The sequence below is a fragment of the Rhizobium ruizarguesonis genome, assembly GCF_017357285.1.
Lineage (GTDB): Bacteria > Pseudomonadota > Alphaproteobacteria > Rhizobiales > Rhizobiaceae > Rhizobium > Rhizobium ruizarguesonis.
The window spans coordinates 3684782-3708984 of the sequence record NZ_CP071678.1 but is presented as its reverse complement, the minus strand read 5'-3'; the positions used below and the strand labels follow the sequence as shown (position 1 = coordinate 3708984).

24 protein-coding genes are annotated in these 24203 nt (G+C 61.1%); 13 read left to right on the top strand and 11 right to left on the bottom strand.

What is annotated here, in order from left to right; translation table 11 throughout:
* The first annotated feature begins 27 nt into the window (after window positions 1-27).
* The 6 genes from glpK (at window position 28) to map (ending at window position 6101) form a co-directional block, all read left to right on the top strand.
* Window positions 28-1521, top strand: coding sequence for a glycerol kinase GlpK (gene glpK / locus J3P73_RS18385; protein ID WP_207579678.1), 1494 nt, complete (start codon window positions 28-30; stop codon window positions 1519-1521).
* Window positions 1522-1693: 172 nt separating this feature from the next.
* Window positions 1694-2068, top strand: a complete 375-nt coding sequence (locus J3P73_RS18380; protein WP_018073880.1) for a YciI family protein — start codon at window positions 1694-1696, stop codon at window positions 2066-2068.
* Entirely contained in the window at window positions 2065-3324 is a 1260-nt protein-coding gene (locus J3P73_RS18375) for an RNA polymerase sigma factor (RefSeq protein WP_024319479.1), read from the top strand. The genes J3P73_RS18380 and J3P73_RS18375 overlap by 4 nt, the downstream gene beginning before the upstream one ends.
* A 100-nt stretch (window positions 3325-3424) precedes the next feature.
* Window positions 3425-3892 (top strand): SRPBCC family protein, encoded by a 468-nt coding sequence (locus J3P73_RS18370; protein WP_130692407.1) that lies wholly within the window; start codon window positions 3425-3427, stop codon window positions 3890-3892.
* 243 nt (window positions 3893-4135) lie between these two features.
* Window positions 4136-5197: an LLM class flavin-dependent oxidoreductase gene (locus J3P73_RS18365; RefSeq protein WP_024319480.1), complete on the top strand. Its 1062-nt coding sequence runs from the start codon at window positions 4136-4138 to the stop codon at window positions 5195-5197.
* Between the two features lie 145 nt (window positions 5198-5342).
* Window positions 5343-6101, top strand: a complete 759-nt coding sequence (map, locus tag J3P73_RS18360) for a type I methionyl aminopeptidase (RefSeq protein ID WP_130662031.1) — start codon at window positions 5343-5345, stop codon at window positions 6099-6101.
* Window positions 6102-6169: 68 nt separating this feature from the next.
* Here map and J3P73_RS18355 read toward each other — a convergent pair whose 3' ends face one another.
* Window positions 6170-6745 (bottom strand): PadR family transcriptional regulator, encoded by a 576-nt coding sequence (locus tag J3P73_RS18355; protein ID WP_003541914.1) that lies wholly within the window; start codon window positions 6743-6745, stop codon window positions 6170-6172.
* A 167-nt stretch (window positions 6746-6912) separates the two neighbouring features.
* Between J3P73_RS18355 and J3P73_RS18350 the strand changes: the two genes are divergently transcribed.
* Both J3P73_RS18350 and sbmA read left to right on the top strand, forming a co-directional pair.
* Window positions 6913-8097 (top strand): YbfB/YjiJ family MFS transporter, encoded by a 1185-nt coding sequence (locus J3P73_RS18350; protein ID WP_130675582.1) that lies wholly within the window; start codon window positions 6913-6915, stop codon window positions 8095-8097.
* Between the two features lie 125 nt (window positions 8098-8222).
* Window positions 8223-9488, top strand: a complete 1266-nt coding sequence (gene sbmA / locus J3P73_RS18345; RefSeq protein ID WP_024319483.1) for a peptide antibiotic transporter SbmA — start codon at window positions 8223-8225, stop codon at window positions 9486-9488.
* Between the two features lie 211 nt (window positions 9489-9699).
* Here the strand turns inward: sbmA and J3P73_RS18340 are convergent, their stop codons facing one another.
* Window positions 9700-10686, bottom strand: a complete 987-nt coding sequence (locus J3P73_RS18340; RefSeq protein ID WP_026238646.1) for a polysaccharide deacetylase family protein — start codon at window positions 10684-10686, stop codon at window positions 9700-9702.
* A gap of 121 nt (window positions 10687-10807) precedes the next feature.
* On the opposite strand from J3P73_RS18340, the gene J3P73_RS18335 reads away from it, so the two are divergent.
* The 3 genes from J3P73_RS18335 (at window position 10808) to der (ending at window position 13836) form a co-directional block, all read left to right on the top strand.
* Window positions 10808-11392 carry an NnrU family protein gene (locus J3P73_RS18335; RefSeq protein ID WP_018495238.1) on the top strand — a complete coding sequence of 195 codons (585 nt, stop codon included), beginning with the start codon at window positions 10808-10810 and terminating at the stop codon, window positions 11390-11392.
* Window positions 11393-11712: 320 nt separating this feature from the next.
* Complete coding sequence (locus tag J3P73_RS18330) at window positions 11713-12396, top strand: tetratricopeptide repeat protein (RefSeq protein WP_018073889.1); 684 nt, start codon at window positions 11713-11715, stop codon at window positions 12394-12396.
* Window positions 12397-12411: 15 nt separating this feature from the next.
* Window positions 12412-13836: a ribosome biogenesis GTPase Der gene (der, locus tag J3P73_RS18325; RefSeq protein WP_112904448.1), complete on the top strand. Its 1425-nt coding sequence runs from the start codon at window positions 12412-12414 to the stop codon at window positions 13834-13836.
* A 50-nt stretch (window positions 13837-13886) separates the two neighbouring features.
* Here the strand turns inward: der and J3P73_RS18320 are convergent, their stop codons facing one another.
* The gene (locus J3P73_RS18320; protein ID WP_130692405.1) at window positions 13887-14330 is read right to left on the bottom strand and encodes a MarR family winged helix-turn-helix transcriptional regulator; all 444 of its coding nucleotides are present in this window, start codon (window positions 14328-14330) and stop codon (window positions 13887-13889) included.
* A gap of 161 nt (window positions 14331-14491) precedes the next feature.
* Between J3P73_RS18320 and J3P73_RS18315 the strand changes: the two genes are divergently transcribed.
* Window positions 14492-15505 carry an alpha/beta hydrolase gene (locus J3P73_RS18315; RefSeq protein ID WP_130692403.1) on the top strand — a complete coding sequence of 338 codons (1014 nt, stop codon included), beginning with the start codon at window positions 14492-14494 and terminating at the stop codon, window positions 15503-15505.
* A 6-nt stretch (window positions 15506-15511) separates the two neighbouring features.
* On the opposite strand, the gene J3P73_RS18310 is transcribed toward J3P73_RS18315, so the two are convergent.
* Both J3P73_RS18310 and J3P73_RS18305 read right to left on the bottom strand, forming a co-directional pair.
* Window positions 15512-16696 carry a glycosyltransferase family 4 protein gene (locus tag J3P73_RS18310; protein ID WP_130664944.1) on the bottom strand — a complete coding sequence of 395 codons (1185 nt, stop codon included), beginning with the start codon at window positions 16694-16696 and terminating at the stop codon, window positions 15512-15514.
* 245 nt (window positions 16697-16941) lie between these two features.
* Window positions 16942-17982 carry a glutamine synthetase beta-grasp domain-containing protein gene (locus J3P73_RS18305; RefSeq protein WP_017965408.1) on the bottom strand — a complete coding sequence of 347 codons (1041 nt, stop codon included), beginning with the start codon at window positions 17980-17982 and terminating at the stop codon, window positions 16942-16944.
* A 432-nt stretch (window positions 17983-18414) separates the two neighbouring features.
* On the opposite strand from J3P73_RS18305, the gene gstI reads away from it, so the two are divergent.
* On the top strand, window positions 18415-18606 hold the full coding sequence (gstI, locus tag J3P73_RS18300; RefSeq protein ID WP_024319489.1) for a glutamine synthetase translation inhibitor GstI: 192 nt from the start codon (window positions 18415-18417) through the stop codon (window positions 18604-18606).
* Between the two features lie 121 nt (window positions 18607-18727).
* On the opposite strand, the gene J3P73_RS18295 is transcribed toward gstI, so the two are convergent.
* The 6 genes from J3P73_RS18295 to J3P73_RS18270 form a co-directional block, all read right to left on the bottom strand.
* Window positions 18728-19648, bottom strand: a complete 921-nt coding sequence (locus J3P73_RS18295) for a sugar kinase (RefSeq protein WP_018073895.1) — start codon at window positions 19646-19648, stop codon at window positions 18728-18730.
* A 230-nt stretch (window positions 19649-19878) separates the two neighbouring features.
* Window positions 19879-20220: a hypothetical protein gene (locus tag J3P73_RS18290; protein ID WP_018073896.1), complete on the bottom strand. Its 342-nt coding sequence runs from the start codon at window positions 20218-20220 to the stop codon at window positions 19879-19881.
* 164 nt (window positions 20221-20384) lie between these two features.
* Complete coding sequence (locus J3P73_RS18285) at window positions 20385-21371, bottom strand: ABC transporter ATP-binding protein (protein ID WP_024319490.1); 987 nt, start codon at window positions 21369-21371, stop codon at window positions 20385-20387.
* A complete protein-coding gene (locus tag J3P73_RS18280; protein ID WP_130692401.1) occupies window positions 21364-22356 on the bottom strand; it encodes an ABC transporter ATP-binding protein in 993 nt (330 codons plus the stop codon). Before J3P73_RS18280 ends, J3P73_RS18285 begins: the two co-directional genes overlap by 8 nt.
* Entirely contained in the window at window positions 22357-23274 is a 918-nt protein-coding gene (locus tag J3P73_RS18275) for an ABC transporter permease (protein ID WP_018481514.1), read from the bottom strand.
* Complete coding sequence (locus J3P73_RS18270; RefSeq protein ID WP_012758514.1) at window positions 23271-24194, bottom strand: ABC transporter permease subunit; 924 nt, start codon at window positions 24192-24194, stop codon at window positions 23271-23273. Before J3P73_RS18270 ends, J3P73_RS18275 begins: the two co-directional genes overlap by 4 nt.
* Between the last annotated feature and the right edge of the window lie 9 nt (window positions 24195-24203).

Below are 24203 nucleotides of genomic sequence, written 5' to 3'. Positions count from 1 at the left end.
TAATCGACATGTTAAGGGAGAGATTTCATGAGCGGATATGTTCTGGCGATCGATCAGGGAACGACGTCGACGCGGGCGATCGTCTTCGATGGCGACATGCATGTCGCCGGCAAGGGCCAGAAGGAATTCACCCAGATCTATCCGCGCTCCGGCTGGGTCGAGCACGATCCCGAGGAGATATGGGATTCGGTCGTCTCCACTGTCCACATGGCGCTGCGCGATGCCGGGATCGAGGCTAGGGATCTTGCCGCACTCGGCATCACCAATCAGCGCGAGACGGTCGTCGTCTGGGAGCGCGGGACGGGCCGGCCGATCCAGAATGCCATCGTCTGGCAGGACCGGCGCACGGCAAGCTATTGCGACAATCTGAAACGGCAGGATCTGGAGCGGCTGTTCACGAAGAAGACCGGCCTCATCCTCGATCCTTATTTTTCCGGTACCAAACTTTCCTGGATGCTGGCAAACGTGAAAGGCGCGCGGGCGCGTGCTGCCAGGGGCGATCTCTGTTTCGGCACGATCGACACCTTCCTGATCTGGCGGCTGACAGGCGGCAAAAGCTTCGTCACCGATGCCACCAATGCCTCGCGCACGCTGATGTACAACATTGCCGAAAACGCTTGGGACGAGGATTTGCTCGATATTCTGAGAGTGCCGGCCGCCATGCTGCCTGAAGTGAAGGATTGCGCCGCCGATTTCGGCACGGTCGACCCTGATATTTTCGGTGCTGCTATCCCGATCCTCGGCGTGGCCGGCGACCAGCAGGCGGCAACCATTGGCCAGGCGTGTTTTGCGCCTGGCATGATGAAATCGACCTACGGCACCGGCTGTTTCGCGTTGCTCAACACCGGCGCTGACATGGTGCGTTCCAAAAATCGGCTGCTGACCACTATCGCCTATCGCCTGAACGGCGAGACGACCTATGCGCTGGAGGGCTCGATCTTCATCGCGGGTGCAGCCGTGCAGTGGCTGCGCGACGGACTCGGAATCATCGGCAGCGCGGCGGAGACCAACGCGCTTGCCGAAAGGGCCGATCCGACCCAGGAGGTCTATCTCGTGCCCGCCTTTACCGGTCTCGGCGCGCCGCATTGGGATGCCAAGGCGCGCGGCGCGATCTTCGGGCTGACGCGCAACAGCGGTCCGGCGGAACTCTCCCGGGCGGCACTGGAAGCCGTCTGCTATCAGACCCGCGACCTGCTCGACGCCATGCAGAAGGACTGGAAGAATGGCACCGAGGACACGGTGCTGCGCGTCGACGGCGGCATGGTCGCCTCTAACTGGACGATGCAGCGCCTTGCCGACCTGCTCGATGCGCCGGTCGATCGCCCGGTGATCCCGGAGACGACGGCGTTGGGGGCGGCCTGGCTCGCCGGCAGCCGGGCAGGGGTGTGGCCGGACCGGGACGATTTTTCGGCGACGTGGAAACGGGATCGGCGGTTTGAGCCTGAGATGGACGAGAAGGTGCGGGCGGCAAAACTCAAGGGTTGGAAGAATGCGGTCAAGCGGACCTTGAGCGAGGGCTAAGGGGCGATCAGCGCCATACTATGGCTCTGCTCGTCCCGGCAGACGCCCGGCCATTTCTTCAGCCACGGGGTCGCCGTTCTTCGGAAGATCACGAATTTCCGGTCAATAATTTTTTGATGCGGCCTGTCGGGTAAGCGGTTACTCCTTCGTCATTCAAAAAGAGGAGTGAGCGATGCTTTATGCAATCCTTTGTTACGCCCATGAGGAAACCGTCTTCGCCTGGTCCAAGGAGGAAGAAGCTGCCGTCATGGAGAAACTCTACGCCGTGCAGGAGCCGCTTGCCGCATCCGGCAGGCTCGGCCCTGTCGGTCGGCTGATGCCGACGACGGCTGCGACCACGGTGCGCAAGGGCAGGGACGAGCCCTTGGTCATCGACGGGCCTTTTGCGGAAACGAAAGAGGCGCTTCTCGGCTTCTATGTGGTCGACTTCGAAACGCTCGACGAGGCGATCGTCTTCTCGAAGCAGCTATCGGCCGTCAATCCAGGTTCCACCTCTTACGAAATTCGGCCTTTCTACGTCTTCAGGCCCGGAGATGCTTCATCATGACAGACATTGCCTGGATCGACCTCGCGCTTGCATCGGCTCGCCCGAAGGCGCTCGGCGCGCTGCTGCGCTATTTCCGCAATCTCGATACCGCGGAAGAGGCGTTTCAGGAGGCGTGTCTGAGGGCGATCCGGACATGGCCGGAGAAAGGGCCGCCGCGCGATCCCACAGCCTGGCTCATCTTCGTCGGCCGCAACAGCGGCATCGATGCGGTGCGCAAGCGGGCGAAGATCCAGGCTCTGCCGGATGAGGACGTCATCTCCGATACCGAGGATGCCGAAAGCGACATCGTCGAGCGGCTGGACGATTCCAATTATCGCGACGATATTCTGCGGCTGCTGTTCATCTGCTGCCATCCCGATCTGCCCGCGACCCAGCAGATCGCGCTGGCGCTGCGCATCGTCTCCGGCCTTTCGGTGCCGCAGATCGCGCGTGCCTTCCTGGTTTCCGAGAGCGCCATGGAACAGCGCATCACCCGGGCCAAGGCGCGCGTCGCCAAGGCAGGTGTGCCTTTCGAAACGCCGAGCCCGCAGGAGAGGGCCGAGCGGCTCTCGATCGTCAGCACAATGATCTACCTGATCTTCAACGAGGGCTACAGCCAGGCCGATCCCAGGCATGAGGCGGCTGCCTTCAGTGACGAAGCGATCCGGCTAGCTCGGTTGATGCTGCATATCTTCCCGTCGGAACCGGAACTGATGGGGCTGCTTGCGCTCATGCTCCTGCAGATATCGCGCCGGCCGGCACGCTTCAACGCCGGAGACGAGATCGTGCTGCTCGAAGATCAGGACCGGTTGCTCTGGAACCGACCCTTCATCAACGAGGCCTTGGCGCTGCTCGACAAGGCGCTGCGCCATCGTCAGCCCGCTCCTTATCAAATTCAGGCAGCCATCGCCGCTGTTCATTCCCGCGCCAATCGTGCCGAGGATACAGACTGGGTGGAGATCGATCTGCTCTATCGCGCGCTGGAGCGTCTCCAGCCGTCGCCTGTCATAACGCTGAACCGGGCCGTCGTCGTCTCCAAGCTCCAGGGTGCGCAGGATGCGCTCGACCTCATCGATCCGCTTGGCGAAAAACTCGGCGGCTATTTCTACTATCACGGCTTGCGGGGCGGGCTGCTGAAGCAGCTTGGCTTGACCAGCCAGGCACGAGAAGCCTTCGACCGCGCCATTGCGCTCGCCCATTCGGCGGCCGAGGCAGCGCATATCCGCCGGCAGATCGACAAGATGCAGGAAGAGGCCACGCAGCCGATCGCAAAATAAAATGCGAAAAAGCCGGCGCGTTGTCGGAACGTCGAACTTCGGCACGTCCTTGTAACAACCTGACAGGAAACAGGTTTCATTCAAATGGAGAGATGTCGACATGACCGCCAGCACGCAACATGAACTTGTCCTCGTTCGCGAATTCGACGCGCCACGTGAGAAGATTTACAAAGGATGGACCGATCCCGCCTTGCTGAAGCAGTGGTTCGTGCCGCGTCCCTGGGGTGTGACGGAAGCAACGCTCGACGTCCGCCCCGGCGGTTCCAGCGTCGTCGTCATGCATGACCCCGAGGGCAATCAATACCCGAACCGTGGCGTCTATCTCGAAATCGTCGAGAACGAGAAGATCGTCTTCACCGATGCCTATACCAGCGCCCGGGTGCCTTCCGAGAAATCTTTCTTCACGGGCGTCATCCTGCTCGAAGATCTCGGCAACGGTCGCACGAAATATACGGCCAAGGCGCTGCACTGGCGCACCGAGGACAAGGAAGCACACGAGAAGATGGGTTTCCACGAAGGATGGGGCAAGGCTGCGGACCAACTGGCGGAGCTGCTGGCGAAGATGTGAGCGGCGCGGTGAGACCGCGTCGTCCTGACGCTTCAAGCAAGGTTTGAGGCGGTTCGAAAAAAGATTCCGCCGGTGCTTCGAAGTCGTTGAATTCAGATTCGAATTGGTCTTCGATCGATCTTCCAGATCGTCAGAGACATCATGCCGCCTATCGAAATTCTCGAACATTCCGTTCCAGAATTTGTATTTGCGCTCTATCCCCGGCATCCTTATCTCAACCGAGAATTCAACAGGATGCCGACAATGGAACTGGGGCTTTACACATTCGCCGACGTCAATCCCAACCCTTCCCGCAGCAAGGGCGCGGAAGCGGCCGAACGGCTGAAGCATCTTATCGAGGAAATCGAGCTTGCCGATCAGGTGGGGCTCGACGTCTTCGGGCTCGGCGAACATCATCGGCCGGATTATGCGGCGTCGGCTCCCGCGGTCGCGCTGGCGGCGGCCGCCGTCAAGACGAAGAACATCCGGCTGACCAGTGCGGTCACCGTGCTCTCGTCCGATGATCCGGTGCGCGTCTTCCAGCAGTTTTCGACGCTCGACCTGATTTCCAACGGCCGAGCCGAGATCATGGCCGGGCGCGGTTCCTTCATCGAGTCCTTCCCGTTGTTCGGCTATAATCTCGAAGATTACGACCAGCTTTTCGAGGAGAAGCTCGATCTGCTGCTGGCGTTGCGCGACAGCGAGGTTGTGGAGTGGAAGGGCGAGCTTCGCGCGCCGATCAACGGGCGCGGCGTCTATCCGCGACCGCTGCAGGATCCGTTGCCGTTGTGGGTTGCGGTCGGCGGTACGCCGCAGTCGGTGGCGCGCGCCGGCGCGCTGGGCCTGCCGGTGGCACTGGCGATCATCGGCGGCGAGCCGCGCCGTTTCGCGCCGCTCTTTGATCTCTACCGCGAGGCCGCGCGCCGGGCAGGGCAGGATCAGGCGAAGCTTAAGACCAGCATCAACGTCCACGGCTTCATCGCCGATACGACGGAGGCCGCCGCCGACCAGTTCTACGGTCCGCAGGCCGAGGTGATGAACCGCATCGGCCGCGAGCGCGGCTGGGGGCCGACGAACCGGGCGCATTTCGACATGTCGCGCGGGCCGAATGGTGCGCTCTTCGTCGGCGATCCCGAGGCGGTCGCCGAAAAGATCATCGCCCATCACGCGCTTTTCAAGAACGACCGCTTTCTGCTGCAGATGGCGATCGGTCTGATGCCGCATGCCGAGATCATGCGCGGTATCGAGCTTTACGGCACGAAAGTCGCGCCGATCGTCAGAAAGGCGTTGACTGATAGCAGCGAAGAGGCGAAAGCCACGGCTTGACGAGCGCATAACGCCGAAAATCGGAATCGATTTTCGAAACGGAGTATGCGCAGATTCGAAGTGACAGAGCGTCCTTAGGCTTCCTGTTGGAGGCGCGGCGCTCAAGGCGGCCGCTGCCGCCCCTGCGCAAGGCCGGAACAGACGAATGGTTATCGCAAACGACGACGAACTGACAAAGCTCAAGGAGATCGGCCGCATCTGCGCCAACGCCATCCAGGTGATGGCGGCGGCGATGGAGCCCGGGATGACGACACTGGAGCTCGACCAGATCGGCCGCAAGGTGCTCGAGGATTCGGGCGCGCGCTCGGCGCCGGAGTTCTGCTACCAGTTTCCCGGTGCCACCTGCATCAGTATCAACGAGGAAATCGCCCACGGTATTCCCGGCCCGCGCGTCATCCGCGCCGGCGACCTCATCAACATCGACGTCTCGGCGGAAAAGGATGGTTTCTTTGCGGATACCGGCGCCTCCTTCGCGATGCCGCCGGTCAAACCGAAGATCGAGCGGCTTTGCCGCGACGGTAAGCGGGCGCTCTGGGTCGGTCTCAACCAAGTGAAATCGGGCGAACCGCTGGCGAAGATCGGCACAGCCGTCGGCGCCTTCGCGCAGAAGAACCGCTATACGCTGGTCGCCAATCTGGCGAGCCACGGCGTCGGCCGCTCCCTGCATGAGGAGCCGGCCGAGCTCTCGACCTGGCCGGACCCTTCGGAAAAACGGATGATGACGGAAGGTCTCGTCTTCACCGTCGAGCCGTTTCTCTCACTCGGCGCGACATGGGCTGAAGGCGGCGACGATGCCTGGACGCTCTATGCCGATCCGAAGGCGCCGACCGTGCAATACGAACACACGGTGGTGGCGACGCGCAACGGGCCGGTGATTCTGACCTTGCCGGATGAGCGGGCGTAAGACCGGCGCTGGACAATGAAGATGGCGGGAGCTGACTTCGTCTCAAATCCCGCCGTACAGTCTTCGTCTCAGCCCCGCGTTCCCGGCCTGCCGCCTTGCAGGATTTCGGTGGCGGCGCGTTCGAGGATGCCGGCGATGCGGGCGGCTTCGGGTTTCGACCAGGGATAGCGCATCCGCATGGCCGAGCGCAGCAGCATGCGGGCGGCGCGGATATCGCCGCCGTCCTGCATGAAATCACCGTCATCGCCTTCGTCGGCGCCGTGACGGTCGGTTTCGAAGACACGCTTCACATGGGCCATCTTCTCGCCGATGCGTTCCAGCTTGGCGAACGTATGCAGGATCATGGCGCGGTTTTCCTCGACGCGGCCGCGGCCGGCCTCGGTGATACGGTAGAGCTTCTTGGCGCCCTCGACCTCGACCTCGGCAAGGCCGGTTTCCTCGAGATAGGTGAGGGCGGGATAGATGACGCCGGGGCTCGGCACGTAGAAGCCGCCGGACCGCTCCTCGAGCAACTTTATCAATTCATAGCCGTGGCGCGGCTGCTCAGCGAGCAGGGCCAGGATGACGAGCTGGAGATCGCCAGCCGCAAATTTGCGGCCCATGCGGAAATCTCCGCCGAACATGCCGCCTTTAAAACCTCTCATGGGTCTTCCTTTCATCGTTAGATGTATCGTTGACTATGTCGTAAAACATATATCGTAAGATAATTGTTTTCAAGAGGGGGTGAAAATTTCCGGCGTTTCGGGAAATTGATCGATCGATCAGAATTACTTGATTGTGCCACCGATGCTGCAGCGCGATAAACGCGGGCATGCTCGCCCGCACCCGAAACTCCCCACCGAACCTCGTCTCCACCGCCGCTGCCGGCGCTGTCGCCATGGCTGCTGCCATGGGCTTCGGGCGCTTCTCCTACACGCCGATCCTGCCCGGTATGATCAGCGGCGTGCCGCTTTCGGCGGCGGATGCCGGCTTTATCGCATCGGCCAATTTTGTCGGTTATCTCGTCGGTGCCGTGCTTGCCGCCTATGGCTGGGCGGCCGGACGGGAGCGGCTGGTGGCGCTGCTGTCGCTGCTGGCAACGGCGATCCTGCTTGCCGCCATGGCGGCCACTGATTCCGTTGCCGTCTTTGCCATCATTCGCTTCCTGGCCGGTGTCGCCAGCGCCTTTGCGATGGTCTTCACCTCGTCGATCGTGCTCAGCCACGGGGCTGCCGCCGGCAACGACCATGTGCAGGCGGCGCATTTCGGCGGGCCGGGGGCAGGTATTGCGCTTTCTTCGGTCATGGTGCTGTTGATCGGACTTGGCTTTCACGACGGGCCGGGCGGTTGGCGCGTCGACTGGATCGGTGGGGCGCTCTACTGCGCGGCAAGCCTCGTCGTCGTCTTCCTGCTATTGCCGTCGGCGCCGGCGCAATCGGCGCAGGCGGGCAAGGAGCCGGCGCTGGTCTGGAACCGGCCGATGGTGCTGCTGACGCTGTCCTACGGCCTGTTCGGCTTCGGCTACGTCATCACCGCGACCTTCCTGGTCACCATCGCGCGCCTTTCTGCAACCGGACCCCTCGTCGAATTCCTCTGCTGGTTCATCGCCGGCCTGACATCGGCGGTAGCGCTGTTTGCCTGGAAGCCTCTGGTCAGGCCGCTCGGGCTTGGCGGGGTCTATGTCGCAGCCCTTCTGGTCGAGGCCGCCGGGGTGCTTGCGACGGTGGCGCTACCGCCTTCCGTCGCACCGCTGATCGGGGGGGCGCTGTTCGGGGCGACGTTCCTGGCGATCACCGCTTACGGGCTGCAGATCGGCCGCAAGCTTTCGCCCGACAGTCCGCGGCGGATCCTGGCGATGATGACGGCCGCCTTCGGCGTCGGCCAGATCGTCGGGCCTGTCGTCGCCGGCTGGATCGCCCAGCGCGCAGGCAGCTTCACCGTCCCGACAGTGATCGCAGCCATAGCACTCGTCGCCTGCGCAGCGCTGGTGATGCCGGTGATCAAGAAAATCGCCTAACCGGTTACATCTCCGTAACAATCGGCCGAACCCATTGCTGCTTCCTTCGAACTGCCTTAGTTTCCGGCACAATCAGTGTTCGACGACACTCCCGAGACTCACAGTTCAGGAAAGCAAAGCCTCCCGTGTTTCATTCCTTTTTTCCGCAGCCAAAGGCGTTCTTTACTTCGCTCGTCGTTTGGACCCTGATTTCCATTGCCGGCTGGTATCTCTTCGCCGCCAGCCTCGGTGTATCGCTCGGCTACGCGCCGGTTGCAGAAGAACAGCAGCCGATTGACCTCTCGTTCTTCCTGCTGCCCGAAAATGTCTGGTTCTACGGCTATTTTCTGCTGTCGGCTGCGATCTTCTGCGCCGCGTGGCATCTGAAAGCGCTGAACCACCCCTGGAAGATTTGGTCGATCTGGGGTTCGGCGCTGATCATCTTCGTGACCTACTTCGGCGTCCAGATCAGCGTTGTGATCAATAACTGGCGCCGGCCGTTTGGTGACCTTCTGCAGAACGCATTGTCGAAGCAGCCAGGCATTTCCGTCGACAATTTCTACACCCTGATGTGGGTCTTCTGCCAGATCGCATTCCTCAGCATGTTCGTATCGATCATGACCGACTTCTTCACCAGCCATTACATCTTCCGCTGGCGAACGGCGATGAACAATTTCTATATGTCGAAGTGGGAAAAGCTTCGTCATATCGAAGGTGCCTCCCAGCGCGTTCAGGAAGATACGATGCGCTTTTCGAGCACGCTCGAAGGTCTTGGCATCAGCCTCATCAACTCGGTGATGACGCTCGTGGTATTCCTTCCGATCCTTCTGGCGCTGTCGCATTACGTGACCGAACTGCCGTTCATCGGGCCGGTGGCGAATTCGCTCTTCTGGCTGGCGCTGTTCTGGTCGGCGTTCGGCACGCTTCTGCTGGCGGTCGCCGGCGTCAAGCTGCCGGGGCTGAACTTCCGCAACCAGCGCGTCGAGGCGGCGTATCGCAAGGAGCTCGTCTATGGCGAGGACCATGGGGAACGGGCTGAGCCGCTGACAGTCAGGGAGCTCTTCGGCAACGTTCGCCGTAACTATTACCGCATGTATTTCCACTACATGTATTTCAATGTTGCCCGTTATTTCTATATCCAGGCCGACGCGCTCTTCGTGGTCTTCATGCTGGTGCCGACGATCGTGGCGGGCACTATCACTTACGGTATCTTCCAGCAGATCTCGACCGCCTTCGGACAGGTCAGCAACTCGTTCCAGTATCTCGTCAATTCCTGGACGACGATCATTGAACTGCTCTCGATTCACAAACGCCTCAAGGCCTTCGAGGCGGCAATCGACGACGAACCGCTGCCTGAAATCGACCAGCGCTACCTAGAGCGCGAGACGGGCGTTGTGCACGCCGACGGTTGATGGGCGGGGTATTCTGCGAGCGATCGGAAGATTGGCGTTTGGGGCGCCTCCTCCTCGCTGGGTAGAAGGGGGGGCGCAGCGTCGCAACGAATCTCTTCTCCCCAGTGGGGAGAAGATGCCGATAGGTAAATGAGGGCGGCGGCCCGGCACGTTGTCTCGTTCAAGGGAACTTAGAGACACCTTGCAGGCTCGACAGCGCTCATAGCCGCCATCAAAGACCTGACGTCTGCAATCTGCCGCGGGCCTCGATCATCGGGATCGCTTCCGAATAGCTGACGCAGGCCACATCCGTTCGGTGGCAGACGTCGCTGACAAGTCGGTCTAGCGCCCGCCAGTAGGCGCCGCCGTTCATTTCGACGAAGTGGAAGCCGAGCTGGAGCGGGATGCGGGCGCCGGCATATTGCTTGTCGAAAGCCTCCTTGAAGGCGGCATAGGCGCGGTCCTCGAATTCCGTGGAATCGGCCGTATCCTCCTCACCCTTGGAATGGCGGACGAAGAGATTGTAGTCCATGCCGATGATCGGCTTTTCGCTCGGGCCTTCGGGGATCAGCGGCAGGCCGAAGCGGATGATGCCGTCTTCTTCGACAGGCATGGCAGGGCCTTTGGTGACGAGGCTCGCGTCATAGCTGAAGCCCGCCTTCTTTTCGGCGGCGATCATGTCGGCGCCCGCAGTTGCCGAGAGATAGGGGGCGCGAAAGCCCTTGATGCCGTGATCAACCAGATCCTGCCAGCCGGCAGGCGCCTGGAGGCCGACGCTCTTCCAGGCATTCTCAAGCGTCGCGTGGAAGGTGGCGTATTCGGCCGACCAGTCGGCCTCGCTCCAGAGGCGGCCGTCGAAATGGCCACAGGCATGGCTCGATATGTCGTGTCCTTCGAGATGGGCATGCCAGATATTGCCGAGGCGCTCGCGGATCTCGTCGTCGCTCTGGGCGAAGCCCACGTTGGATTTTCCGCGTTTCTGGTGCGGCGCCTGATAGGCCTTCTTCGCCGCCTCGTTCATCAGGAAAGTGCAGGAGAGGAAATAGGTGAAGTGGGCACCGTTTTTCGCCGCCATCTCGCGACTCTTCAACCAGAGCGCATTGTCGTGGGCACCGTCGAAGGAAATGATGACGAGCTGTTTCGGCCGGTCGGCCGCCTCTGCCATTGCCGGAATGAGGAGCGAAACAGAAAGGCAGGCGGAGAGGAGGGAACGAGACATGGGCACCGCGACAATTTGTTCGCGGTTTCCCTCCGACAGAATTGCGGCGAAGCTGCGGTCGCGCTGGCATTTTTTCGCGCCAGCCGGTAAGCCATGACAAACGGCACAGAAGGGATCCGCAATGACATTGCTTATCGTCGGCATCATACTTTTCCTTGGGGTGCATTTGGTGCGGGTGCTGTTGCCGGACTTTCGCCGCTCGATGATCGCAAGCCTCGGCGAGAAGGGCTGGCGGGCGGCCTATTCCATTGCCAGCATCGCCACGCTGATCCTGTTAATCTACGGCTTCGGGCAGGCGCGGCAGGTGACCGGAATACTCTACAATCCACCGGTCTGGACGGCGCATATAGCAATCACGCTGATGCTGATCGCGATGATCTGTCTCGTCGCCTCGCTGCTGCCGGCGGGGCATATCGCGACGAAGACCAAACATCCGATGGTGCTGTCGGTGAAGATCTGGGCGCTGGCGCACCTGCTCGCCAATGGCGAGACATCGTCGGTTCTGCTGTTTGCCGCCTTTCTCGCCTGGGGCGTCATCCTGCGCATTTCCTTGAAACGGCGGCAGCGGGCGGGCGAGATCACGCTCCGGCCGTTCGTCTCGGCCAAATACGACCTCTATGCGATCGTCATGGGCATCGTCGTCTGGGCGCTGATCATCTGGAAGCTGCACGAATGGTTGATCGGGGTTTCGCCGCTCGTCATGTGACCGACGCATAACCCCGAAAATCGATTCCGATTTTCGGAAAGGATTATACGCGGATTCAAAGTGTTAGAGCGTCCTGTTGGACGCGCGGCGCTCTAGAGCGGTTCAGCTTTTCACGGAAGCTCAGAACCGCTCTAACCTTTTGTTTCTATGCAATTCCCGGCAAAAGCGCTTCGCGCTTTGCGTGGGAAAACCGCTTCGCACTTTTCCTGGAATTGCTCTAATCTTTCACATCCCCCTTACAACCGCTGCAAAATGGAGTAGAAGGCCCGACAATATGCGTTTTGCATGGTGTATGGGTATTTCCGCGGCCGGAGACGAGAATGGCATTCAACGACGACAGCTTCATCCGTGAAGTCAATGAGGAATTGCGGTCCGACCAGATGAAGGGCGTCTGGCGCCGGTTCGGCCGCTATATCATCGTCGTCGCTATTCTGATCGTCGCCGGCACAGCCGGCAAGGTTCTCTACGACTATTGGGACGACAACCGTTCCTCCGGCACCGGCGACCAGTTCCTGGCGGCGATGAAGCTTGCCGACGAAAACAAGAACGACGAGGCGCTGGCCGCGCTCGACAAGCTCGAGAAGGAAGGCCATGGCGCCTATCCGGTGCTGGCACGGATGCGGGCCGCGACGGTCCAGGTGCAGAAGGGCGATACTGCTGCCGCGATCGCCGCCTTCAACGAGATCGGCAAGGACAACGGCGTTCCGGCCGCCGTGCGCGATGCCGCCAAGATGCGTGCCGGCTGGCTGCTCATCGAGAACGGCGCTTACGAGCAGGTTTCGGCCGCGATCGAGGAGATGGCCGTTCCGGGCAACGCCTTCCGTCATTCGGCGCGCGAGGCACTCGGCCTTGCCGCTTACAAAGCCGGCAACATGGCGCAGGCGCGGCAGTGGTTCCAGTCGATCGTCGACGATACCGACAGCCCGCGCAATGTTGCCAATCGCGCCCATATGATGCTTGATCTGATTACCGCATCCGGCAAGGCGCCCGCCGCTCAGGGCTGAGCTTAAGGAAAAAGAATGAGTTTCACGGTCGCCATCGTCGGTCGTCCGAATGTCGGCAAGTCGACACTTTTCAACCGGCTGGTGGGCAAGAAGCTGGCGCTTGTCGATGACACGCCAGGTGTAACCCGCGACCGCCGGCCGGGCGATGCGCGGCTGATGGGCCTGACTTTCACGATCATCGACACGGCTGGTCTGGAAGAGGCCGACGCGGAGAGCCTGCAGGGCCGGATGCGGGCGCAGACGGAAGCGGCGATCGACGAGGCGGATCTTTCGCTCTTCGTCGTTGACGCCAAGAGCGGATTGACGCCCGTCGATACCGACCTTGCCGAAATGCTGCGCCGGCGCGGCAAGCCGGTGGTGCTCGTTGCCAACAAATCCGAGGCACGCGGCTCCGATAGCGGTTTCTACGACGCCTATACGCTCGGGCTCGGCGAGCCGACGCCGATTTCGGCCGAACATGGGCAGGGCATGCTCGACCTGCGTGACGCCATCGTTGCGGCAATCGGCGAGGACCGAGCCTATCCCGCCAAGGAGGATGTCGCCGTCACTGACGTCGACATTCCGCAGACCGAAGGCGAGGGCAGCGACGAGGACGAGGAGCCGACCTATGATGAGACGAAGCCGCTCAGAGTGGCGATCGTCGGCCGGCCGAATGCCGGCAAGTCAACACTGATCAATCGCTTCCTCGGCGAGGATCGGCTTTTGACCGGGCCGGAGGCAGGCATCACCCGTGACTCCATTTCGGTCGAATGGGACTGGCGCGGCCGCACCATCAAGATGTTCGATACGGCAGGCATGCGCCGTAAGGCGCGGGTGATCGAGAAGCTGGAGAAGCTTTCGGTTGCCGATGCGCTGCGCGCCATCCGCTTCGCCGAAACCGTCGTCATCGTCTTCGACGCGACAATCCCCTTCGAGAAGCAGGACCTGCAGATCGTCGACCTGGTGCTGCGTGAAGGCCGTGCCGCTGTGCTCGCCTTCAACAAGTGGGACATGATCGAAGATCGGCAGGCGGTGCTTGCCGACTTGCGCGAAAAGACCGACCGGTTGCTGCCGCAGGCGCGCGGCATCCGCGCCGTGCCGATCTCCGGCCAGACCGGCTGGGGGCTCGACAAGCTGATGCAGTCGATCATCGACACGGACAGGGTCTGGAACAAGCGCATCTCGACAGCGCGGCTCAACCGCTGGCTGGAGACGCAGCAGATCCAGCATCCGCCACCGGCCGTTTCCGGCCGCCGCATCAAGCTGAAATACATGACGCAGGTCAAGGCTCGCCCGCCAGCCTTCATGATCTCCTGCACCCGGTCGGATGCGCTGCCGGAATCCTATACACGCTATCTGATCAACGGGTTGCGCGCCGATTTCGACATGCCGAGCGTGCCGATCCGCATCCATTTCCGCTCGCCTGACAATCCGTTCGAAGGCAAGAAGAGGCGGACGTAGGGCTCAAGGGCGGCCGGTATCACAAGCACCGCGGTGGCTATCCCGGCTATTCAATGGCTAAGCAACGCTTCGGTCAGCGCCTCACGCAGCGCCACGATCTCGCGCTGAAGACGGGTGAGGTCAACTGCATCGCGACCACTGGCGGCGGCGATGCAGCCGGGGATGCCGCTCGCCTTTTCCTTCAGGCGCTTGCCTTCGTCCGTCAGTCGAAGCACCACGACGCGTTCGTCGTCCTTGCTGCGTTCGCGGCTGACATAACCAGCGGCTTCCAGGCGTTTGAGCAAAGGGGTCAGCGTGCTCGATTCCAGGAAAAGCTTTTCGCCGAGGCTGCCGACGGTCTGGCCATCCCGTTCCCATAGCGCGACCATGGCGAGATATTGCGGATAGGTGAGGCCGAGCGCGTCGAGAAGCGGCTTGTAGACGCGATTTAGCGCGTGGCTCGCCGTATAGACGGCGAAGCAGATGAAATTGTCGAGCTTCAGCTGATCCTGCATGGGTTATCTCCAGAACTGACGAAATGTATATCGTGCGATAAATAATCGGAAGCGTCTTTTGTGCATGGCAGGCATGCGAAGATTTATATTGTTCGAAATATAATCGTGCGCGATATAAATTCTGTGTTCAGGACGAACATCGAACCCGAGAGGACAAGACAATGTCGACCATCAAGACCGCAGTTTCCGCAGCAGCACTGCTAGCAACCTCCGCCATTGGCGCGCTTGCTGATCCGGTACTCGAACCGACAACGCAGAAGTTCATCGACGGGCTTGCCGGCGGCAAGCCGATCTACACGCTGTCGCCGGTCGATGCCCGCAATGTCCTGGCCGGCGCGCAGAAGGGTGACGTGAAGAAGCTTGCCGCCCAGGAAGAAGACAGGGTCATCAAGGCTGGCCCGACAGGCAGCATCAAGTTGCGCATTGTCCGCTCGGAACATGCCAAGGGTACGCTGCCGGTCATTCTTTATTTCCATGGTGGTGGCTGGGTGCTGGGCGATGCCGATACGCATGACCGGCTGGTGCGCGAGATCGCCAACGGCGCCGATGCCGCCGTGGTCTTCGTCGACTACGAGCGCTCGCCGGAAGCCCGCTATCCCGTTGCCATCGAGCAGGCCTATGCTGCGACCAAATATGTCGCCGAACATGCCAAGGAATTCAAGGTCGATGCCTCCAGGCTCGCCGTCGCAGGCGATAGCGTCGGTGGCAACATGGCGGCGGCGGTGACGCTGCTTGCCAAGGAACGCGGCGGTCCTGCCATCGACCAGCAGGTGCTGTTCTACCCCGTCACCGACGCCAATTTCGACAATGGTTCCTACAACGAGTTCGCTGATGGCCCGTGGTTGACGAAGGAAGCGATGAAGTGGTTCTGGAACGCCTATCTGCCCGACGAGGCCAAGCGCAAGGAGCCGACGGCCTCACCGCTGCAGGCGTCGCTGGAGCAGTTGAACGGCCTGCCGTCGGCGCTCGTCATCGTCGATGAGAACGATGTGCTGCGCGACGAAAGTGAGGCCTATGCCCGCAAGCTCAGCCAGGCTGGGGTCAAGGTCACGTCGATGCGTTATAACGGCACGATCCACGATTTCGTGCTCCTGAACGCCATTGCCGAAACGCCTGCCGCGCGCAGCGCGATCACGGTCGCGAACCAGACGCTTCGCAGCGCGCTTCACAAGTAAAGCCAATCAGTCTGCGGACGGAACAGGCCCGGCGCTTTCGCCGGGCTTTCTGCCTCTTGGAAGCGACTTGGTAGCAAATTGCCAGGCCTTCTTCCATTTCGGCGTGATGACGCCATTGGCGGCGCGGATATTGTTGATGAACTGCAGCGTCGCCGCTTCCCAGGAATATTGCATGGCGAGTTCGCGCGCCTTGCCGCGCGAGGCGGAGAGGGCAGCAAGGCAGGCGGCCTGCAGGTTCTGGTCGAGCACGCCGACTTCGCTATCTTCGCCGATGATGTCGAGCGGGCCCGTGACCGGGTAGGCTGCGACGGGCACGCCCGATGCCAGTGCTTCGAGGATGGTGTTGCCGAAGGTGTCGGTGAGCGAGGGAAAGACGAAGACGTCGGCCTGAGCATAGGTTTTCGCCAGATCCTCGCCGAACTGCACGCCGGCAAAGAAGACGTCGGGATATTGCTTTTCCAGTTCGGCGCGGGCCGGACCATCGCCAACGACGACCTTGGAACCCGGCAGATCGAGATCGAGGAAGGCCGGCAGGTTCTTTTCCAGCGCCACGCGGCCGACGGTCATGAAGATTGGGCGCGCCAAGCCGAACGGGTTTTCCTCGAGCGCCATCGGACGGAACTGGGTGGCGTCAATGCCGCGGCTCCAGGGCATGAGGTTGCGGATGCCCTTTTCCGACAGTTCGCGAGCAAGGCTCGGTGTCGCCACCATGCAGCCGGCGCCGCCATTATGGAACCAGCGGACGAAGGAGTAGAGCCAGCTCTTCGGTATCGGCAGGCGCGCGGCAACGTATTCCGGGAAGCGGGTGTGGTAGCTCGTCGAAAACGGCATGCGGTTCGTCAGGCACCAGCGGCGGGCGGTCAGCCCCAGCGGACCTTCGGTGGCGATATGCACGTAGGAGGGATTGTGCTTTTCAATCTCGCGGGCGATGCGGCGGTAATTGGCGATCGACAGGCGAATCTCAGGGTAGGTCGGGCAGGGGATGCTGTTGAAGCGCTCCGGCGTCACCATCGAAACCTCGACGCCCATCTTCGCCAGTTCGCGGTTGGTGTTCTCGATCGAACGCACGACGCCGTTGACCTGCGGGTGCCAGGCATCGGTGACGATCACCAGCCTCTCGGGCAGGTTTCCGGCGGCTGCGGCATTGGCCCAGCTCTCGCCGCTATAAGTGTTTGCCGGACGTTGCAGCATGTCACGATTTCCATCCGCGTCGCAGTGATATGCCAACGCTCAACCCCAAAGCGGGGTTCCGGAACGGCGATTCCCGCTTCTCTATTTTGAGGCATGACCATGATGGAAATATTACAGCCCATATTGCAAGGATTGCAGGGCTTTCGCCTGACCGATCGCCCCGATTATGTCGGTAGCCGGCGGCGGTTTTCACACGGAAAAAAGTAAGTCACGGCGCCGGTCCAGGACCGGCGCCGTTCGGGAGGTCAGGCGGCAGCAGAAGCCGAGCTTGCAGTCGGAACTTCCGAGATCGTCTTCAGAACCTGCGAAGCGATCTGGTAGGGGTCGCCTTGCGAGTTCGGGCGGCGATCTTCCAGATAGCCCTTGTAGTCGTTCTTGATGAAGGAGTGCGGCACGCGGATCGAAGCACCACGGTCGGCAACGCCGTAGGAGAACTTGTTCCACGGAGCAGTCTCGTGCTTGCCGGTCAGGCGCTTGTCGTTATCGGGGCCGTAGACCGCGATGTGGTCCATCAGGTTCTTGTCGAACTGCGCCATCAGCGCTTCGAAGTATTCCTTGCCGCCGACTTCGCGCAGGTACTTGGTCGAGAAGTTGCAATGCATGCCCGAGCCGTTCCAGTCGGTGTCGCCGAGCGGCTTGCAATGATACTCGATGTCGATGCCATACTTTTCGGTCAGGCGCTGCAGGAGGTAGCGTGCCATCCAGATCTGGTCGGCGGCCTTCTTGGAGCCCTTGCCGAAAATCTGGAATTCCCACTGACCCTTGGCCACTTCGGCATTGATGCCTTCGTGGTTGATGCCGGCAGCGAGGCAGAGGTCGAGGTGCTCTTCGACGATTTCGCGGGCGACATCGCCGACGTTCGAGTAGCCGACGCCGGTGTAATAAGGACCCTGCGGAGCCGGGTAGCCCTGCTCAGGGAAGCCGAGCGGACGGCCGTTCTGGTAGAAGAAATACTCCTGCTCAAAGCCGAACCAGGCATCTTCGTCGTCGAGGATGGTGGCGCGGGCATTCGATGCGTGCGGCGTGACGCCATCCGGCATCATGACTTCGCACATGACGAGAGCGCCGTTGGTGCGGGCCGGATCGGGGTAAATGGCGACGGGCTTCAGCACGCAGTCAGAGCTGCGGCCCTCGGCCTGCATGGTCGACGAACCGTCGAAGCCCCACAGCGGAAGCTGTTCCAGCGTCGGGAATTCATCGAATTCCTTGATCTGCGTCTTGCCACGCAGGTTCGGTACCGGTGTGTACCCATCGAGCCAAATGTACTCGAGCTTAAATTTTGTCATCGCGACTCTCTCAGTGCTACAAAGGTGAGCAAATCCGGAGGCAATCTCGGCGCGCAAGCGCATCCGATCGCCAGGGATGACGCTTTAAAAGCACGTAGCGTGCCAGTTTTGGCGCCACGCGAAAGAAAAATCGCGAATCAGCATACCGACCGATTTTTCCCCTTTTGGAAAATCGGGCTGTTTTTAACGCTCGCAGGCGGTATCGCCCATCAAAACGCACTTTTCCCGTCTGGAACCGGATGAAAATTGCGGCGTTAAGCTGAAATGATGAAGTGTTAAACAAATTGGCGGAAGCTTTTGGTCGAGACAGCATGCCGACCGGCTACAATTGCAACATTGCTCTTATTTTGTGCAATTTGCATAAACTATGTGCATTATGCTATGGTAGCGGTCCTGAAATGTTGATGCGCCGAGCTGAATGGAGGCGATCTCATGCCCACCGGTTTCCACCGTGAATCCGCAACGATCTACCAGTTTCCCGTCAAGGCGATACGCACCGCCAACCGGTTCGAACGCGCCCGCCTGATGGAGCGCGAGGCAGCCGAAGTCTGCGATGCAGCGCTCGACAGCTGCTGGTACCATGACGAGGCGGTTCGCGAATCCGACCGGCCGACGAAGTCCTGATTTCCCCTGGTCGCACAACCCTGAAATCGGAATCGATTTCGGGGAGGAACAGCGGAGCAAGCGATGTCGACAAGGCGGGGAGCGCCTGCGCATCGCGTTCGTACTGTGTCAGCATGTGTGGCTAGCCGCCATCCAATCCAAGCTTCTCTTTCACCACCAGTGCACCATGTTCGCTGACGACGCGGGCAGCGACCTTTGCTGCGAAACGGGCGGCGGCAGGCGCATCGCCTGCTTCGAGATATCGTGCGAGAAAGGCGCCGTTGAAGCTGTCGCCGGCGCTGGTCGTGTCGACCACCTTCTTCACCTTTTCGGCCGGAACGAAGGTTTGCTCGCCGGCAAAATTCAGCGTGACACCGTCAGCGCCGTTCTTGACGACGATATCAACGGCACCCAGTGCACGGTAGCGATGGATCGTTGCCTCGATGGAATCGTCGCCGAAATGGGCGGCCTCGTCGTCGAAGCTCGGCATGACGACCACGGAGGAGCGGGCGCCTTCGCTGATCGTCGTGTGCATCACGTCGTAGCTCGACCAGAGGCGCGGGCGGATGTTCGGGTCGAAGACGACGAGCTTGCCGGCGGCCTTGGCGCGACGGACTTCGGCGAGCAGCGTCTCGGCATCCTCATGCGGCAGGATGGCAAGGGTGATGCCGGAGAAATAGATGACGGCAGCGCTTTCCACCGCCTCGCGCAGACTGTCCGGATCGGCGGCCAGGCTGCGGGCCGCCGAGCTGTCGCGCCAGTAGCTGAAGGAGCGTTCGCCATTCTTCAGGTTGATCATATAGAGACCGGGCGTCCTGCCCTTGATGCGCCGGATGAGGCTCGTGCCGATACCTGATGTGTCGATGAAGGCCAGCATTTCATCCGACATGGCGTCGTCACCGAGGGCGGTGAAATAGTCGACCGACCAGTCGGCGGCAAGGCAGGCGCGGGCATACCAGGCGGTGTTGAAGGTATCGCCGGCAAAGCCCTTGCGCAGCAGGCCGTCGCCTGCTTGCGAGAGTTCCACCATGCATTCACCGATCGATAGAAACCGTCTGCTCACCTTGTCCTCCCGGCATTAGAGCGCCGAGCGTCGAACAGGACGCGCTAAGGACGCTCTATCACTTTGAATTGGCGCACAATCCTTTCCGAAAATCGATCCCGATTTTCGGAAAGGATTGTGCGCCGGTCTTCATTCGCTGATACGCGGAGCCGGACGAAGTGACAAGCGTCGATATCACGAGAGATGAAGGCCCGCCCTTCACGGACGATGCGAAGGCGGGCTCTTAATACCTATTCGTGGATAGTGTAGCTGCCCATCGCGCAAAGATCCTGCGTATCTTCGGTGGTTGCGAGGTTTGAGCCCTCCTCGAATTCGAAGCGCATGTCATATTTGCAGACGGTGCGGCCATCGGCGATGGTGATGTCCATGCTTTCACCAGGATTGAGAACGTCGTCGCCGAAGACGTCTTCTTCCCATTCGTCGACGCCGGTCGGCGAGCTGTAGAAGCGCGCCAGGACGGAGTTCGTTCCATTGGTGAGCTTGAAGCTTAGATCTTCTGCATGCGACGAACCGGCGGAGGCGGCGATCATCGTGGCGGCGAGTGCGATCAAAACTGATATCTTCGATTTCATATATGCGTTCCCCTGGCTTGCGATTAGGCCAAAATGGGATAGCACGCGCTCATAAAATCTTTCTTATTGGGGAATTTAGACCCAAAAATAGTCCACTTCGTCCCGAGAACGGATGGCGCATCAGATATTCAAGGCGAAGACCGCTTGCGCGGCCTTCGTTTCGCTCATGGCCTGTCCATATGATAACAGGCAGCCGTCTGGCCGGGGCGGACCTGCTCGGTCGGCGGCATTTCGGTGCGACAGATGTCGGTCGCCTTCCAGCATCGCGGCGAGAAGACGCAGCCTTTCGGCGGGTTGAGCGGCGAGGGCGGGTCGCCCTGCAGACGGATGCGCGTGCGCAGCCGTGCAAGTTTCGGATCCGGGATCGGCGCGGCGGAAAACAGCGCCTGCGTATAGGGATGGGCCGGGTGATCGAAGACGGTGGCGCAATCACCGGCTTCCACCACCCTGCCGAGATAGAGCACCAGCACATCGTCGGATATCAGGCGCACGACGGAGAGGTCGTGGCTGATGAAGATCAGCGTCAGGCCGAATTCCTTGCGCAGCTTGCGCAGAAGCGTGATCACCTGTCCCTGGATCGAGACATCGAGGGCCGAAACCGGCTCATCACAGATGATCAGCTTGGGTTTGGTGACGACCGCGCGAGCGATGCCGATGCGCTGCGCCTGGCCGCCGGAGAATTCGTGCGGATAGCGGTTGATCATCTCCGGCACTAGGCCGACGGCGGTCATGATCTCGCGAACGCGCTCGGTGCGCTCTGCCCTGGAGAGTTTGGGCTCGAAGACCGTGAGCGGCTCGGCGATGATGTCTCCAACCGTCATGCGCGGGTCGAGCGAGGCGATCGGGTCCTGGAAGATGATCTGCATGTCGCGGCGAGCGGCGCGCATTTCCTCGTCCGACAGGTCGAGAAGATTGCGGCCCTGCCAGAGGATGCGGCCCTTCTGAGATTTCAACAGCCGCAAGATGGAGCGGCCGAGCGTGGACTTGCCGCAGCCGGATTCGCCGACGACGCCGAGCGTTCGACCTTCGCTGAGGTCGAAGCTGACATTGTTGACGGCGGTCAGGAAGACCGGCGGCTTGAAGAGGCCCTTGGCCGGCAGTTCGAACTGGGTCGTCAGGTTCTCGACCCTCAGAAGCGATCGATCAGCCATGGTTCAGCAACTCCTCACGACGCGGGAACGGATGGTAGCAGGCGGCGCAGTGGTGCGGTGCCAGCGTTTCGAGCAATGGCGGACGGTCGATGCAATCGTCGTGGACTTGCGAACAGCGCGGCGAGAAATTGCAGCCCTTCGGTAGGTGTTGCAGGTTCGGCGGACGGCCGGGGATGACGACGAGATCGTCGACATCCTGGTCCGGCCGCGGGATCGAGGCATGCAGTGCTGCGGTATAGGGATGGGCTGGGTTGTCGAAGAGTTCGTCGACAGGCGCCTCCTCGACGATGCGGCCGGCATACATGACAGCGACCCGGTCGGCGAGGCCGGCAACGACGCCGAGATCGTGGGTGATCATGATCAGCGCCGTGTTCATCTCCGCCGTCAGGTCATTGAAGAGATCGAGGATCTGCGCCTGAATGGTGACGTCGAGCGCTGTCGTCGGCTCGTCGGCGATCAATAACTTCGGCCGGGTGAGCAGTGCCATGGCGATGACGATGCGCTGGCGCATGCCGCCGGAGAGCTCGTGCGGATAGAGATGGAAGCGCCGTGTGGGATCGGGGATGCCGACGCGTTTGAGCATGTCGAGGGCAGCAGTGGATGCGGCGCGTGCCGTCAGCCCGCCGTGCACCTCAAGCTGTTCCGTCAGTTGCCGGGAGATCTTCAGCGACGGGTTCAAGGCGGTCATCGGGTCCTGGAAGACCATGGCCATGTCCTTGCCGCGGATCTGGTCGAGCTCGCGCGGCTTCAGCGCCAGCACGTCCTTGCCTTCGAGCAGCGCCTGTCCCGTTGTTTTGCCGTTCTTGGCAAGCAGGCCCATGATGCCGAGGAAGGTTTGGCTCTTGCCGGAACCGGACTCGCCGACGATGGCGATGCGTTCGCCGCGCCTGACCGTCAGGTTCATGTTGGAGACGGCTTTCACCTCTCCATCCGGCGTTTTGAAGGTGATCGAGTAGTCTTTGAGTTCGAGGAGGGTATCCGCCATTTAACGATCCTTCGGGTCGAACGCGTCGCGCAGGCCGTCGCCGATGAAGAGCAGGCTGAGCAATAGGGCCACGAGGAAGCTTGCCGGGAAGACCAGCAGCCACGGCATGCTTTCCATTGCATCGGTTCCTTCGGCGATCAGCGTGCCGAGCGAGGTCAGCGGTTCCTGCACGCCGAAGCCGAGATAGGAAAGGAAGCTTTCGGTGGCGATGATCTCAGGCACGGTCAACGCCGCGAAAATCACCACCGGGCCGACGAGGTTCGGGATGATGTGCTTGATGATGATCTTGAACGGCCGCTGACCGGATGCGCGGGCTGCCTCGATGAATTCGCGATGCTTGATCGACAGCGTCTGGCCGCGCACGATGCGGGCCATGGTCAACCACTCCAGCGCGCCGATCGCGGCAAAGAGCAGATAGACGTTGCGGCCGAAGATCACCATCAGCAGGATGACGAAGAGGATATAGGGAAGCGCATACATGATATCGACGAAGCGCATCATGATCGCATCCAGCCTGCCGCCAATGTAGCCCGATACTGCGCCGTAGAGCACGCCGATGAAGACGGAGACGACGGTTGCCGTCAGCGCCACGGCAAGCGAGACGCGGGTGCCGTAAAGGACGCGGGCGAGAAGGTCGCGGCCGTTCGGGTCGGTGCCGAAATAGTGGCCGGTTTCGATCGAGGGCGGTATGCGGAAGGCCGCCCAATCCGGGTCCTCGTAGTTGAAGGGAATGAACCAGGGGCCGATGAAGGCGACGAGGATCAAAAGCGTCAGGACAACGACCGACAGGACCGCCGCCTTGTTGCGCCCGAGGCGGCGCAAGGCATCCTTGGTGAGCGAGCGGCTTTCGGGCGCAAGGCCTTCCGCGGCCAGCAGTTCCTGCGCGAGCAGCTCACGCTTTGCGGGGTTGAGGATCATCTGTTTCTCACTTTCGGATCGAGCCACGCATAGGCGATATCGACGAGAAGGTTCAGGAACACGATAAGCACCATGTAGAAGATGACCGTGCCAAGAACCATGCCGTAATCGCGGTTCAGCGCTGCGTTGACGAAATAGCGGCCGATGCCGGGCAATCCGAAGATGCTCTCGACAACCAGCGAGCCGGTGAGAAGGTAACTTGCCGCTGGACCCAGATAGGAGACCACAGGCATCAGCGCAGGCTTCAGCGCATGGCGCATGACCGTCAGCCGGGGGCCGATGCCTTTGGCCTTGGCGGTGCGGATAAAGTTCTGGTTCATCACCTCGATCATCGAGCCGCGCGTGATGCGCGAGATACGGCCGGCATGCGGCAGCGCCAGAACGACGATCGGCAGGATGAGGTATTTGATCGAGCCGTCACCCCAGCCGCCGACCGGAAACCACGCGAGATGGATGCCGAAGACGAGCTGCAGGATGGGCGCGATCAGGAAGTTCGGCAGCACGACACCCACCAGGATGAGCGCGCCCAGAATATAATCCGGTGCCTTGTTCTGATAGAGCGCCCCGAGACAGCCGACGGCCACGCCGACAATAATGGCAATCAGGAAGGCAGCCGTACCGATTGTGAAGGTGTAGGGCAGACCGATCATGATCTGCTGGGCGACGGTGAAATCCTCGCTGGCGAAGGAGGGTCCAAGGTCGCCCCGGAGCAGGTCACCGACATAGATCAGGTACTGCTGGATGAGCGGCTTGTCGAGATTGTAGTGGATTGCAAGGTTCTTCAGGATCACCGGCGGCAATGGCCTTTCGCCATCGAAAGGGCCGCCGGGGGCAAGGCGCAAAACAAAAAACGAGGCTGTCACGGCGATCCACATGACGGGGATCGTCGACAGCAGGCGACGGAGGGCGTATTTGATCATGGTCGTGGG